This is a genomic window from SAR202 cluster bacterium (genome assembly GCA_016872355.1).
Lineage (GTDB): Bacteria > Chloroflexota > Dehalococcoidia > Lucifugimonadales > VGZY01 > VGZY01.
Map to the genome: position 1 here is coordinate 1 of VGZY01000076.1, position 13,846 is coordinate 13,846.

At 59.5% G+C, this 13,846-nt stretch carries 11 protein-coding genes and 1 tRNA gene; 2 read left to right on the forward strand and 10 right to left on the reverse strand.

All coding sequences use genetic code 11. The features are described from left to right. Positions 1-238: 238 nt before the first annotated feature. Positions 239-314 (forward strand) — tRNA-Lys (locus FJ319_12565). Between the two features lie 73 nt (positions 315-387). On the opposite strand, the gene FJ319_12570 is transcribed toward FJ319_12565, so the two are convergent. Continuing rightward, positions 388-1,191 (reverse strand): hypothetical protein, encoded by an 804-nt coding sequence (locus tag FJ319_12570; GenBank protein MBM3935110.1) that lies wholly within the window; start codon positions 1,189-1,191, stop codon positions 388-390. Between the two features lie 269 nt (positions 1,192-1,460). Here FJ319_12570 and FJ319_12575 point away from each other — a divergent pair, with 269 nt between their 5' ends. Then, positions 1,461-2,900 (forward strand): Trk family potassium uptake protein, encoded by a 1,440-nt coding sequence (locus FJ319_12575; GenBank protein MBM3935111.1) that lies wholly within the window; start codon positions 1,461-1,463, stop codon positions 2,898-2,900. Between the two features lie 204 nt (positions 2,901-3,104). On the opposite strand, the gene FJ319_12580 is transcribed toward FJ319_12575, so the two are convergent. The 9 genes from FJ319_12580 to FJ319_12620 all read right to left on the reverse strand — a co-directional run bounded on the left by FJ319_12580 (position 3,105) and on the right by FJ319_12620 (position 13,551). Continuing rightward, positions 3,105-5,327 carry a sodium-translocating pyrophosphatase gene (locus FJ319_12580; protein MBM3935112.1) on the reverse strand — a complete coding sequence of 741 codons (2,223 nt, stop codon included), beginning with the start codon at positions 5,325-5,327 and terminating at the stop codon, positions 3,105-3,107. Positions 5,328-5,391: 64 nt separating this feature from the next. Continuing rightward, the gene (locus tag FJ319_12585) at positions 5,392-6,363 is read right to left on the reverse strand and encodes a TerC family protein (GenBank protein ID MBM3935113.1); all 972 of its coding nucleotides are present in this window, start codon (positions 6,361-6,363) and stop codon (positions 5,392-5,394) included. Positions 6,364-6,513: 150 nt separating this feature from the next. Then, positions 6,514-7,785 (reverse strand): anion transporter, encoded by a 1,272-nt coding sequence (locus FJ319_12590; GenBank protein MBM3935114.1) that lies wholly within the window; start codon positions 7,783-7,785, stop codon positions 6,514-6,516. 413 nt (positions 7,786-8,198) lie between these two features. Beyond that, positions 8,199-9,302, reverse strand: coding sequence for a hypothetical protein (locus FJ319_12595; protein MBM3935115.1), 1,104 nt, complete (start codon positions 9,300-9,302; stop codon positions 8,199-8,201). Positions 9,303-9,316: 14 nt separating this feature from the next. Then, on the reverse strand, positions 9,317-9,733 hold the full coding sequence (locus FJ319_12600; GenBank protein MBM3935116.1) for a RidA family protein: 417 nt from the start codon (positions 9,731-9,733) through the stop codon (positions 9,317-9,319). Positions 9,734-9,751: 18 nt separating this feature from the next. Beyond that, on the reverse strand, positions 9,752-10,615 hold the full coding sequence (locus FJ319_12605; protein ID MBM3935117.1) for a hypothetical protein: 864 nt from the start codon (positions 10,613-10,615) through the stop codon (positions 9,752-9,754). Positions 10,616-10,622: 7 nt separating this feature from the next. Then, on the reverse strand, positions 10,623-11,621 hold the full coding sequence (locus FJ319_12610; protein MBM3935118.1) for a zinc-binding dehydrogenase: 999 nt from the start codon (positions 11,619-11,621) through the stop codon (positions 10,623-10,625). Positions 11,622-11,643: 22 nt separating this feature from the next. Further along, positions 11,644-12,393: a serine hydrolase gene (locus FJ319_12615; GenBank protein ID MBM3935119.1), complete on the reverse strand. Its 750-nt coding sequence runs from the start codon at positions 12,391-12,393 to the stop codon at positions 11,644-11,646. 264 nt (positions 12,394-12,657) lie between these two features. Then, positions 12,658-13,551, reverse strand: a complete 894-nt coding sequence (locus FJ319_12620) for a serine hydrolase (protein ID MBM3935120.1) — start codon at positions 13,549-13,551, stop codon at positions 12,658-12,660. Positions 13,552-13,846: the final 295 nt, after the last annotated feature.

Consider the following 13,846-nt stretch of genomic DNA (forward strand, 5'->3'; position numbering starts at 1 on the left):
TCTCCTCGCCCAAGGATCGAAAGCCGGGTCCAGATCACCCTTGGAGATCGAGACTGATTCAACCAAAACCAGTCGTACTGACAAAATCACTGAGCAGTAAGACTGACAAAGTCATTGAGCATTGACATTCAAAACCGATTGTTAGCGAATTGGCGTTCGCGCGGTATTGAACGGCTTCCGGCTTGACTCAAAGCTGGGCTGGAAGATAGAATAATCAGGCTGTCCATTAGAATTGCATGGGCCGATAGCTCAATTGGCAGAGCAAGTGACTCTTAATCACTAGGTTCTGGGTTCGACTCCCAGTCGGCTCACCATCTGTTTTGAATCGCAAAAGCCGCTCCCTACATCCGGAGCGGCTTCTATTTTAACTGTCAAACTATTTCTGATTCAGGTGCCGCAGTTATTGCCGCCAGGGCCTCCTGAGCCACCGTCAGGTATGCAAGTGCGGTCCAGAAGGCTGGTCTTGCCCGCGGCAATAACTGCTCTAACGTTTGTTGATACGTTGTCCGGAACCCACTGCTGCCATATCTCGGGATGGTTCTTCAGAAAAGTCAGTGCCGCGACATTGGCCTTAATGCCGGTGCGACCCGTGGTTATGCTTCCCGAGAAGTCGGCGATCATGGCGTCTCCGGTGTTGAACTTTCGGAAGAACTCAGCAAGGTCCGGGGCAGACCGGTCGAGGGAAGCCCTCACGACTATACGGTTGTCGGCACCCTCACTGTATACGCTCCCAACGTCTTTTATTACGCCGGCGCCTGTATTCTCGCTGTACCAGTCTGCGGAACTGCTCTTTGATGAGATAAAGACCGCGTCCACATTGCCGCTCGTCAATGCCGCCTGATATGTCGGCACAGTCACGTCCACAAGCTCCACCTTGTACAGGTAGCCGTGGACGATAATGTAACCGGCCAGATTGTTCAGGAAGTCGATGTCCTTCGAGTCCCACTGGGCTAAGCGAAGGGTGCCGAGCTTCTGAACGTCGAGGCTCCGACCGTCCCCTTGCTGTCCAGCTCCGGGCGTCGTCATTGCGCCTAGGGAGCGGTCTGCATCGACCGTGGCCCCCTGGGGCGTTGCTGTGCGTGCTGCCACGCCCGAGAATGGGTCGGGTGTCTCCCCGCAACCTTCCGCGAGCACGAGGACGGACGCAGCCACGAGCAGTAGAAGTGTGTTGAAACGAGCAGCGGACGCCATTAGGCCCCCCTTTCGGCGAAGAGTAACACAGTGAACACATGATTCGTAGTTCCGGCGATCGTCCATGCACGGCAAGCTTCAACGTTGTGGCCGCGCATGCTATCACAATGTGGGGAATATGAATACGCCGTTTCCTCGGTGGACTGTAGGGATCCACCATAGTAAGGATAAACGGACAAAAGCCGCGGATTTATCAAAACGCGCGCACAGGTTAGAATTGTGAGGCGCCGCCTGGCCGGCGCAAGGACTAGGTGCGTGAACGGCAACCAATGAACGGACCCTGGCGTAAGAAGCCGGCAGACAGCGTCGTCCACCGCCCAAGGGTGGAGCAGACGTCGCCCGTCCACATCCAGGTGGAGGAGCGCAAGCCTCCCTCACGCGCGCTCGCCACTCCCCTGCTGCTCGTCTACGGTATTGCCGCCCTGGTGTTGATCGGCACCCTGCTGCTCCTGCTGCCCGTATCCCACAACGGCCCGGGCTGGACGCCTTTCATGGTTGCGTTCTTCACAGGAACCTCCGCGGCATCTACCACGGGCCTCGCGGTTGTCGACAGTTCGTCTTACTGGAGCCCCGTCGGCCACCTGATCACTATGGTCCTTATCTTCGTCGGCGGACTCGGCCTGACGACGATGGCCTCCTTCCTCCTCATTATGTTTGGGGGAGGCAGAGCGACCATAGCGCAAGGTATGGTGGCCAAGGAGTCGATCGGAGTATCGCAATTCGGTGGGCTGGCAATACTCCTTGGCCGGATTATTATGGTGTACGTTGCGATTCAGGCAGTCGGCTTTGTGCTTCTGACCGTTAGGTTCAGCTTTCTGTTGCCACTGGGGGAGGCGGTTTGGCAGGCCGCATTCCACTCCGTTTCGGCTTTTAACAACGGGGGCTTCGTTATCCTGCCTTTCGAAGGTGGCCTTGCATCTCAGGAACTGGGCAAGGACATTTGGACGCTCGGAATTTTCGCGGCGCTAATCGTGCTCGGCGGCATAAGTTTCTGGGTCATGGCGGACCTGGGACGCGCCCGGAGATTCCACCGGGTTAGCCTGAACACCAAACTTGTGCTAAGCGCCTTCGCGCTTCTGACGGTCGCAGGCACACTCGTGTTTTTCTCGGGCGAGTACACTAACCCTCAGACGCTCGGCCCAATGTCGATTAAGGACAAGACGGTTACTGCGGTTTTTCACGCCGTGAGCGCCCGCACAGCCAGCCTCCAGACCATCTCTTTCGGCGAGACTCAGCAGCAGACCAACTTCTTCTTTCTAGGGCTCATGTTCGTAGGAGCCGCATCCGCATCCGCAGGTGGAGGCATAAAGGTCAATACGTTCATGGTTGTCTTCCTGGCGGTATTGTCCTCCCTCCGAGGCAGGTCGCGCACCACGGCTTTCAGACGAGAGGTGCCCCAGGAACAAGTCATGCGCGCTGCGGGCATTGCGGCCATAGCGCTGAGTTACGTATTCTTCAGCGCCTTCGTGCTGTCTTTCCTGGAGCACGACGCCAGTTTCATTACGCTGTTTTTCGAGGCAGTCTCCGCCTTCGGGACTGTGGGCTTCGGAAGCGGTGTCACTGAAACGCTATCTGTACCTGGACAGCTCATCATCATCGTCACGATGTTCGTCGGCGATATCGGCCCGCTGACGCTGGCCACGGCCCTCATTACCCGCACCGGCAGAGAGCAATATAGATACGTCCCCGAGCGCGTGACCCTCGGTTAGCGGACCACCGGCGCCCTACCCTCAATGGACTTTGCATGGGCGAGAGACGACGGGCCATTGGCCTGGCGGTGTGGTTTCCTGCACCATTCACACCTGGTTGGCGGCACCCGCATCGAATAGCGACATGGACGGATCAGGGAAAGCAACACGGCCCCCGCTGACTGCGGGGGCCGTGTTGTTTGGCCGTAATGGCCGAAGCGCGACCTAGATGAACAGGGGCGCCATAACCAGCGTTACTGTAGCAAGCAACTTGATTAGAACGTGCAGGGACGGGCCGGTGGTGTCCTTGAACGGGTCGCCAACCGTGTCGCCGACGACCGCTGCTCCATGCGCCATCGTGCCCTTTTTGAGCGGCTTCCCTGTGGCGTGGTCAATAAGGCCGCCGGACTCAATGAGCTTCTTTGCGTTGTCCCACGAGCCGCCGGCATTGTTGAAGAACGTGGCCATCATTATGCCGCCGATGGTGCCGACCATCAGGAAGCCGGCGACGGCCTCAGCGCCGTTGCTGCCGCCGTATTGCCACTTCATCACTACGCCGACCACGATGGGAGCGGCAACCGCAAGGATGCCGGGCAGGACCATCTCCCTGAGACCAGCCTTGGTGGTGATATCCACGCAGCGGGCATAGTCCGGGTTCTCGGTGCCGGCCATGATATTGGGGTTCTCGCGGAACTGCCTGCGGACCTCTTCGATAATCGCGCCGGCGGTGCGGCCGACCGCGCGCATCGTAAGGGCACTGAACAGGAAGACGAGCATGACGCCCAGCATTGCCGAGACGAACACCTCAGGCTTGGCCAGGTCTACAACTCTAAATGCGGTCGGGACGCCTAGCTTGTCGGTGAGGAGGTTGGCCACTTCGTCCAGGTACGCGCTGAACAGAAGGAATGCCGCCAGACCGGCCGAGCCAATAGCGTAGCCCTTGGTCACAGCCTTGGTCGTGTTGCCCACGGCATCAAGCCTGTCGGCAATCGCCCTGGCTTCTTCACCGCCGCCGGACATCTCAATAATGCCTGCACCATTGTCCGTGATGGGCCCGAAGGTATCCATCGCGAGCACGTACGCCGCGGTCATGAGCATGCCCATGGTCGCCACTGCCGTGCCGATGAGACCGCCGTGCGGCAGAGGCGTGCCGTCCGGCAGCTTGACCTGGTCGCCCAGCCAGAACGAAACGAGTAGCGCGCCACCGATGATAAGGGCCGCCGAGGCCGTGGTCTCCAGGCCCGTTGCGATACCCGCAACCACGTTGGTCGCGGGACCTGTTCGGGAGGCTTCACCGATACTCTTCACCGGGTTGTACTTGGTGTCCGTGTAGTACTGGGTAACGTTGACGAACAGCAGGCTGGTGATAATGCCGACCAGGCCAGCTCCGAAGATCCACCACGTATTCTGCACCAGGTCGCCGAGCATGAAATACGTGGCGGTCCCCAGACCGATGACGGAGAGGACTACTGACACGTAAAATCCGTTGTTCAGGGCGGCCATCGGGTCTTTCTTCTCGTCCGCCTTTACAGTCAAAAGGCCGATGATCGTAGCGAAGATTCCGAACGAGCGGATTACCAGCGGCAGCAGCACCCAGACTTCGGGGTGCGGGAGGCCGGCGTTGCGCGCTGCGACAAACGCCGCCACGCCGAGAATCATCGCGCCGATATTCTCAGCGGCCGTGGACTCGAAAAGGTCCGCGCCGCGGCCCGCGCAGTCGCCGACGTTGTCGCCGACCAGGTCGGCGATTACCGCCGGGTTGCGGGGGTCGTCCTCAGGGATGCCGGACTCCACCTTGCCCACAAGGTCCGCGCCCATGTCGGCGGCCTTGGTATAGATGCCGCCGCCGAGCTGCGCGAACAGGGCCACGAAGCTGGCGCCGAAGCCATAGCCGACGATCAGGAACGGGACGACTTCCATCTTGGTGACGTCGCCGCCGCCGTAGGCGTAGAAGATGACCGCCACGCCGATAAGGCTGAGTGCGACGATGAGGAAGCCGGAAACGGCCCCGCCGCGAAGCGAGGCATTAACTGCGCCCTTGAAGCTGCCCGCAGCGGCCGCCGCAGCGGTGCGGAGGTTGGCACGTACAGCTATATACATGCCAATGAAGCCGGAAAGGGCCGAGCAGAACGCTCCAAGGAGGAACGCAACTGCCGTGCGCCATGCCAGGCCAATCTTGTCGGCGCTGTCTATCACGCCGTTGCTATCGACGTCCGTATGTCCCAGCCAGTACAGCAGGCCGCCGATGATGACCGCCGCCACAACGGAAAGGATGGCGATCGTGCGGTACTGGCGATTCAGGAACGCCATGGCGCCCTGCACGATGCGGCTTGCAATGTCCTGCATCGCGACGTTGCCCCGGTCCATTTTCAGGACGTCGTAGGCAAGCCAGGCAGCAAAGGCTAGTGCGGCGATGCCCGCGATGGGTACGACCCAAACTAATTCCATACCTTCTTTTTCCTACCCCCAAAATTGACTTGTGTAATCATATGCGATTTCCGTCGAAAGTAAACTAGTGGCTATCCTGCGCCGGCTCTTTATCGGACTTGCCGCCGTGGGCGTGAGCATCAGCTTCAGAGGGCTTGATGATGTAGGAGGCAGCAACAGTGATGACGAGCACGCCGACAACAACGCCCAGCGAGACGTATGTGGGCATGTGGTAGATGTCGTGTGCCAGCAGCTTGAGGCCTATGAAAGTGAGCATGACGGACAGGCCGTACTTCAGGTAACGGATTGTGCTCACAAGGTCCGAGAAGATGAAGAAGAGCGACCTGAGTCCAAGGATTGCGAAGACGTTGGATGTCCACACGATGAACGGGTCCGTGGTTATGGCCAGGATTGCAGGCACGGAGTCAACTGCGAACACCACGTCCGCGCTCTCCACCGCTAGCAGGACCAGCAGGAGCGGCGTGATCATGAGGACACCGTTCTTGCGAGTGAAGAACTTCTGGCCGTCATACTCGCCGGAGACGGGAATCACTTTCCGGACAATCTTCACCATCGGGTTCTGGTCCGGGTCGACCTCTCCCTCCTTGCGGATCAGGAGCTTGATGCCGGTATAGACGAGGAAGATGCCGAATATGTAGATCGTCCACTCAAACATGTTGATGAGCGAGACGCCCAGACCGATGAACGCCGCCCTCATGAAGACCGCGCCAAGAATGCCGTAGAAGAGGACGCGGTGTTGGAACTGCGATGGGACCTTGAAGTAAGAGAAGATGACCAGGAACACAAAGATGTTATCTACGCTGAGCATAAGCTCGATGACGTAGCCCGTCACGAACTCCGCGCCCTTGTCTGAGCCACCCTGCCAGAAAATCCACCCCGCGAAAATGGCGGCCAGCGTTAGCCACACAAAGTACCACATCACCGCTTCGCGGAACTTTACGGAGTGGGCCTTGCGGTGGAACAGGCCCAGGTCGACGGCGAGCATTGCGAAAATTGCCGCCGTGAATATTACGTAATGCCAGATGGTAACGTCCATGTACGCTCTTTCCCCCGTCTCTTCCCCTCAGGATTTGCGTCGCGAAGGGCCGCTGCAGCGCTTTCCCGACACGCCCGTGAAAGCGGCCCGGATAATTCTATGTGTAAGTTGGTTGCCGCGCAAGTACGGTCAGGCCGCGCCCCCTTCTCCCTAAATCAGCCAACCCATCTCGTACTGGAAGAGGATGATTCCTACTGAGGCAATCAGCGTGAGCACAGTGACGACCAGCCCTACTTTCAGGAACTCCCCGAAGCCGACCAGCACGCCGTCCTTGTATGCCTGCTCCGCGACGATGATGTTGGCTACTGAGCCAATGATGGTGGCGTTCCCAGCGAGCGTCGCCGCGGATGAGAGGCTGAGCCACAGCACGTCTCCCGGCACGTCCTCCAGCAGCGGAATCAGGAGCACCGTGAGAGGTACGTTGCTGACCACCTGCGACACAGTCGCGCTTATCAGGTGCAGAGACACAATGCCGGCAAGGCTCGGTTCTGCCTGCAACGGTTCGAGCAGTATGTCGAGCAGGCCAGTGTGGCGCGCTCCGCCGATTACGACGAACAGCCCGGCGAAGAACAGCAGGAGCACCCAGTCCACCTGCTGGATAACCTGTGAGGGCTTCATCCCGCTCATGACTATCGCCACCACGCCGGCCGTCAGGGCGATTATGGGGACCCCCACGCCTATCACCGAGCTGGCGAAAAAGGCTGCGATGACGGCAACCACAAGCGGGATGCAGCGGCACAGTGCGGCGTAGTCGATCTCCGGCGGCGCGGCGCTCTCCGTGCTGCCGCCCTGCATCGGTACCTCACCGGGCTTTGGAGGCATGCCCAGTTTTCTCCGGTAGAAGAGCCACATCACAGCCAGGAGTATCAGGAGCGAGACGGCCGCAACAGGCGCAAGGTGTGCAAAGAAGCGGGCGAAGGAGATGCCGGACGTGACGCCGATAAGCATGTTCTGCGGGTTGCCGACGATCGTCGCCGCGGAGCCGATGTTGGAGGCCATACCCTCCCCTGTCAGGAACGGCACCGGATTTACTCTCTGCAGACGGCACGCCTGGATAACCACAGGCGTGAACAGGAGCACTACGACGTCGTTGACAAGGAACGCGCTGCCCACCGCGCTCGCAACGATGACCGCAACAAGCAGTTTGCCGGGAGACTTCGCCATCGCTACGGACTTCACGGCCAGGAAGGTAAAGAGGCCCGCCTGCTTGAGCACCACCGCGAGCAGCATCATCCCAAGCAGCAGGCCGATCGTATTGAAATCGATCGCCGAGACCGCCTGGTCGAGCGTGAGCACGCCAAGCAAGACCATCAGCACCGCCCCCGTATACGCAGCGAAGGGCCGGTCCAGCGGCACCTTGGGCAGGCGCGTGAAGACCAGCCCCACGTACGTGAGGGCCAGGATTACACCGGAGGTGAACATACGGTAACTATTTGGGTCCGGCGATCTGTCTTATATTGGCAATTGACGACTCGGAGCAATCGCAAGCACCAATGCTATTCGCCAACAGTGGGTTAATTATTCGTGCCAGACGCGCACACCCTTGCCGACCGACCCCGCCTTGTGCCAACTATGAACAAACTTGCTGGCGATGGCTGCGCCAATAGCGCAAAGCACCCCCAGCACCCCAACAAAAGCCAAAAAACCACCAAAACCTGAGCCAACCAGAGCGCCAAGGATTATGAGCAACGCTCCGCCAACGCCCCCTACCCACTTAGTAACCAAAAGTCTCTGGCTCCAATTCATTATGCGCCTCCGAGATTCGGTTATGGTTTTCGGCTAATGCGGCAGTCTAGCACAACACTCAACATAAGGCCATCGTTGCGTCAGGAAAATTATGCCCTCATTATCCTCTCCATGTTGTCGCCCATCACCAGGGCCATTTCGGCAGGACCCAGGATGTCGGTCATGTACTTCCGGACATAGTCCTGGTTCTGCTTGTATGTCCAGAAGAGGTTGCCTATCGGCACATCCGTACCCCAGACGAGCTTCCTGGGGCCGATGAGCTTCACGAACTTCTCCATAGCGGGCTTGCATTGCTGGAGGGGGTAGTCAAAACTCCTCTGCAGGAACACCGAAAAGAGCACCTGCAAGCCCTCAAAGTTCGGCGCGTCGTATGGAATCGCCTTGATAAGGTCATCGGGCACTATGACCTTGTCGCCCTGAATGAAGCTGCGGTAGTCGAAGCCGTGCGTCTTGACGACCTTCGTCTTCGAATAACGCTGCATCCATTTTCGCAGGCGGTCCATCTCGCGATAGTGTTGCCCCGTCGTAACGCCGGCCAGCGTGAAGAATACCGGGATCCCAAGCGCCGCCACGGCGTCCCAGTACGGCCGCGCCTTCGCCGAGTCCCAGTCCTCGTCCTTCCCGTGCTGCGGCCGGTGCTGCGCGGCGAACTGCAGGCCGTGCAGGCCAAGCGTCTTCACGGCCCGATCAATCTTCTTGATGCAGTACGCGGGGTCCTCGTCTATCAGCCACTCCTCGACGATCGCAAGTCCCTGGATGCGGTCCGGGTAGAGCTTGCACGCCGCGGCAATGAACTCGTTGGAGCGGCTCATGTACGGCGTGCGGTGCAACAGAGCCCTGTCCACGCCGGCATAGTCCATCTCCGCCACCAGGTCGTCCGCGCCGAACGAAAGATCGCGGATGTAGGTCGGCAGGACCTGCTTTACATAGTCCTCGTTGTCGACGGTCCACTCAACCTGCCCGTGAGATCCTGCCCGGAAATTGGCGTTCTTGAGCGACTTGTAGTTCCACGTGTCCTTCGGGTCCACCAGGCCGCTGGAGTCGGCGGGCTTGCGGTCGCGCTTTCGCCAGGCGGGCTGCTGGCGCGCCGTCGCCATGTACATCTGGAGGGTCTGCCAGAACTCGGATGGGCTGTCGAACCCGCCGTTCTGGTCCGGCCGCTGAATTATGTATGCGTGTCCGTCGTAGATCATGGTTGCTTCCTTGTTTACGGCAAAATCGCGACGCCGGAAATTTCCACCAACAGCTCCTCGCGGGCAAGGCCCTCTACGACCAGAAGCGTCGCCGTGGGATAGTTCGCCTTCGGGTACTTCTCGGCAAAGATGGCTGTGCGGGCGTCCATGAACGGCTGGACGTTCTTGCGGCCGACGATGTAGTACATGAGCTCCACAACGTTGTCCCAGGACGCGCCGGCGCTCTTCAATATGGCGTCCAGGTTTGCAAAGACCTGCTTCGTCTGCGCCCCCGCGTCGCTCGCGCCCACAAGTTTCCCGTCTATGTCTGTCGCAATCTGACCGGCGATGATCAGGAACTCGCCGCCGCGCGCCCTGACGGCGTGGTTGTACTTGCCTCCAGGAGGGGCCACCCCTTCAGGCTTGAATATCCTCGAGTAGGACTGTGTCATGTGCAGGCTCCTTGGATTTCAGATCTTGAGCAAACGCTCCGCGTTGTGCCATGTGATGTCTTCGTAGTGCGCCTTCGAGCTGCAGAGCTTCCTGAGCACTGGCAGCATCCTTTCGGAGAGGCACTGCCTGAACTTGCCGTTAGGCTGCACCATCCCCTTCCCTTCCGGGCATGGGCAGTCGGACCCCCACATCAGCTTCTTTCGGTGGCGGGCCAGAAATTCCGCGCCGAATTCCTCGTCCCTCGCCATCGCGTTGAAGCCGGAAGTGGCGGAGAGATCGCCGTAGAGATTCGGGTAATCCGACAGCCAGCGGTCCGTGAGCCCTCCACGGACAACCTTCCCTTCGGGGTAGTCCTTGAAGGCAGGCGACTTGTAGTCCGAATCGGCGTCCGCGCTGACGTTAGACCAGTAGGCCATGGCGTGACCAATGAAAGTTGTTCCGGGCAGGGCCTTCAATACTCCCTCGAACGCCGGGAAGTTGTAGTTATGGTGGTCGCTATAGTCAAAGTGAATGAGCACCGGGAGCCCAAGCTCGCCGCAAAGACGGTACATTTCCATCGAGTACGGGTGGTCTACCGGCAGCTTGACCTTGTGCTCCCCCAGGCCTTTGATCTTCCCGGTGGCGTGGAGCTTTGAGATCGTCTCGAGCGCGTTCCTATCAAAGGGATTGACGTGGCAAAAGGCAAAGACCTGTCCCGGCTTCTCGTCCACCGCCGCGAGGGCTTCCTCGTTGGGCCACGCGTGGTCCCGCACAGCCGTAACCTCTCCGCCGGCGATCGGAAGGACCACAGACTTCCCGCCGCCGTACAGGTCCAGGTGCGACAGCAGGTTGGCGACTGTCTTGCGCCCGCCGTAGAGGTGAGTATGAATATCTACAAGCATCCCAGTGTTACCGCCAGCGAATTATTGTGCCCACGATATCCGTGTCGCCCCTGTCCAGACGCGCGTACACCTCCGGAAGGTCGCTCCATTTGAAGGTGTGCGTCACCATCGGCTGGAACGGCAGACGACCCTGCGTCATCAGGTCGAGTGTGAGCGCCATAGAGCGATTCCTGTCCCAGCGGCTGCCGTCAGGCTCATTGCCGTAGGAGGTGCGAATGGAAACGCGCTTGTTGAGGTAAGGGTGCCCCACAGCGTTGAATGTAGGGATATCCGTGTGCCGCGCAGCCACGACCACTTTCCCGTCCTTCCGCGCTATGTCCAGGCTGGTCTGTATTGCCGCCCAGGAAGAGGCAGCTTCGATGACGACGTCCGCGCCCTGCCCATCGAAAAGGTCAAGGACGCGCTTCCTGAAGTCCGGCTCTTTCGGAGATATCGCGACCGTCGCCCCCATTTTCCGGGCTATGGCCAGGCGCGCCTCGCTGAAGTCAATGGCGGCGCTCCGCATTGAGAACGCAGCGCAGTAAGCCAGGGCGGACAGGCCAATCACGCCAAGGCCGAGCATAGCCACGTTGGCGCCCGGGTCAGGCGAGCCATCGCGCAGGGCGATGTGCCCCACGCCAAGTATGTTCAGCAGCACGGCGTGCTCGTCAGGGACCCGTTCAGGCAACTTGACCGCCAGTCGGGCCGGCAGCGCGGCGTACTCTTTGTGCGAACCCGGCACGAACACACGGTCGCCCGCGGCAAACCCCTTTACCTCGGCGCCTGCTTCAACGACCTCCCCAACCATGGAGTAGCCGTTCTCCTGCGGGCTGCCGTCGAACGGGGAGTTGGCGTGCATGAACTTCCCCTCGGTGTCCACCGGAATGAAGCGGTAGACCCGCAGCTCCGTCCCGGTGCTGACCGAAGTCAGGTTCGCGCGGACCAGGAGGCCGTCTCTTGGGCATGCCGGGATGGGCGCCTCTTCAAAAACAGCCTTTCGCGGGCCGGTTATCAGGAGTCGTTTCATTGAGAAGGGCCCTCCGCAGTCTTTACTGGATGACCTTATCGAAAGCGAACGCCTTCACAGCCAGGAAAGCGAGCCGGGCGATCGCGTCCTGCGGGCCGGCCTTATCGTCGCTGCCGTATGCGAAAGCAGTGATTATCAACGGTCTGGAAGGTAGGTAAACGACGCCGGCATCCCCTTTGATCCGCCCGCTGGACCCGTGCTTGTGGGCGATGACTACATCTTCCGAGATATGTTTCGGGATCATGTTTCGGTTCTGGCAAGACTTGAGCATCTCCAGCATCCCGTCGGATGCGGACGCGCTCACCAGCTTGCGCTCATGAATGAGGCGCAGCAGCTTTGCCAGGTCACGGGGAGACGCCACGTTGTTCTTGATAGAGTCTGAGTAGGAGATTGCGTCGTAGTTCCGCACGCCGGCACGCTTGAAAGCCAGCGCCTTCTTGTCGTTCTCGTCGTTCGTGGGCAGGCCCGCCATGTTCACCATGGGATAGTGCCACTCGCCCATTGTCATGTTTACGCGGGTGTTCTCAATGCCCAGCCCTGCCAGGGTAGCGTTGACGTTCAAAAGACCTACCCGGTCCATCAATACATCGGTGGCCATGTCGTCGCTAACGTAAATCATGAGCCGACAAAGGTCGCCCACGCTGAGCTCAGGGCGGTCCTTTAGCATTCTCAGGTGGCCGGAGGCGAACGTCCACGAAATGTTGGGCCCAACGACAAGCCTGTCCTTCAGAGAGATCGTGCCCGCATCCACCTGCCGGTACAACTCTACCACACGGGAAGCTTGATTACACTTCCGGTCGGGAAGCGCTCATTTTCGGCGTGACCGTAGTGCTCACCGGTCGTGAGGTCCTCTATGTAGAAGCCAATACGCCCTCGGAAGCCGGTGGCGAGGGCTTTCATTTCCGCGCGAGTTTCAGGTGAAAGCATATTCGGGGACTCCAGACCTCTTAATGGCGTTCTATGAACGTCCGGTTTGGTCGCAATGATGGTTTGAACAACCCCATGCGTCGGCGGCGAGGGCGTTCACAGAACGCCCCTACGCCGATACGCTTTCCGGCGATAACGCGCGCACTGCGAGTCGCGCCACCTCGGCGATCGCCTTGTCTCCACCGTCGGGGTCTTCCGAAGCGAGCGTGAAACCGGCGATGACAAGCGGCCCACTCGGCAAGTAAACGATTCCAGAGTCCGCCTTGACACGGCGGGTGAAGCCGACCTTGTGCGCAGTCTCCACTTCCGCCTTCAGTTGGGCCGGGATCACAGAGCGGTCCCGGCAGAGCTTGAGCATTTCGACCATGCCCTCAGACGCCTTCTTTGAGACGATCTTCCCCTGGACCAGCTGCTTCATAATGGCGGCAATTTCCCGGGGAGTCGTCACGTTGTTATCGAGCGAGTCCGTGTACGGCATGCCGGTAAAATCAATCTTGCCGGCCACAAGGCGCTCGTGTACGAGGCGGTTGTTCCGCCTTGAAATGGGCCAGTCCCGCACGCCGGAAATAGCGTAGTGCCACTCGCTCATGCTCATATTCGTGCGCGTGTTGCTGAACCCGAGCGACTCGACGGTCTTGTTGACGTTCTCAAGCCCAACGGCGTCTATGACCATGTCGGTCGCCATGTTGTCGCTGACGGAGATCATCATGCGGCAGTAGTCGCGCAGGGTGAACTCCGGCTGGTCCACCATCAGTTTCAGCATGCCGGTGCCGTGAGACGATATGTCGTCCCGCAGCATCCGTCGGTCATCCAGCGAAAGCTTTCCCGCTTCCACCTGCCGGTAGAGCTCAATCATGACCGGGACCTTGCACACGCTTGCCGTGGGGAAGCGCTGGTCGGGGTTGTACATGTGCACGGCCCCGCTCTTAAGATCCTCAATATAAAAGCCCATCCGGCCCTTGAAGCCGGACGCGACTTTGTCCATCTCTTTCGTTGGGAACATGGCTTACTCCGAAATGCCGTTAGTTGCGACAGAAGGCCAATAACCATATTGTCATTTCGGGCATATTTGCAGAAAATGTGTGATCCTATGGACTGGCAACGGCTTTGTAAGGCGGCTACCATGGTTTTGAAAAATCATCAAGTTTTTGAGGAGTGCCCATGGCCCCCCAAAACGGTGTCCGCAATGTTCACACATGCTCTCGAAGAACGGGCACTATGCCAACGGCCGACAGCGCTGGTTCTGCCCAGCGTGTAGGCGTTCATTCTCGTGGCATTATGCCGGCTCTCGGCACAAG

Bases quoted from the DNA above. Each gene is read 5' to 3' on its own strand.
- FJ319_12570 (MBM3935110.1), bottom strand. From the start codon at position 1,191: ATGGCGTCCGCTGCTCGTTTCAACACACTTCTACTGCTCGTGGCTGCG.
- FJ319_12575 (MBM3935111.1), top strand. From the start codon at position 1,461: ATGAACGGACCCTGGCGTAAGAAGCCGGCAGACAGCGTCGTCCACCGC.
- FJ319_12580 (MBM3935112.1), bottom strand. From the start codon at position 5,327: ATGGAATTAGTTTGGGTCGTACCCATCGCGGGCATCGCCGCACTAGCC.
- FJ319_12585 (MBM3935113.1), bottom strand. From the start codon at position 6,363: ATGGACGTTACCATCTGGCATTACGTAATATTCACGGCGGCAATTTTC.
- FJ319_12590 (MBM3935114.1), bottom strand. From the start codon at position 7,785: ATGTTCACCTCCGGTGTAATCCTGGCCCTCACGTACGTGGGGCTGGTC.
- FJ319_12595 (MBM3935115.1), bottom strand. From the start codon at position 9,302: ATGATCTACGACGGACACGCATACATAATTCAGCGGCCGGACCAGAAC.
- FJ319_12600 (MBM3935116.1), bottom strand. From the start codon at position 9,733: ATGACACAGTCCTACTCGAGGATATTCAAGCCTGAAGGGGTGGCCCCT.
- FJ319_12605 (MBM3935117.1), bottom strand. From the start codon at position 10,615: ATGCTTGTAGATATTCATACTCACCTCTACGGCGGGCGCAAGACAGTC.
- FJ319_12610 (MBM3935118.1), bottom strand. From the start codon at position 11,621: ATGAAACGACTCCTGATAACCGGCCCGCGAAAGGCTGTTTTTGAAGAG.
- FJ319_12620 (MBM3935120.1), bottom strand. From the start codon at position 13,551: ATGTTCCCAACGAAAGAGATGGACAAAGTCGCGTCCGGCTTCAAGGGC.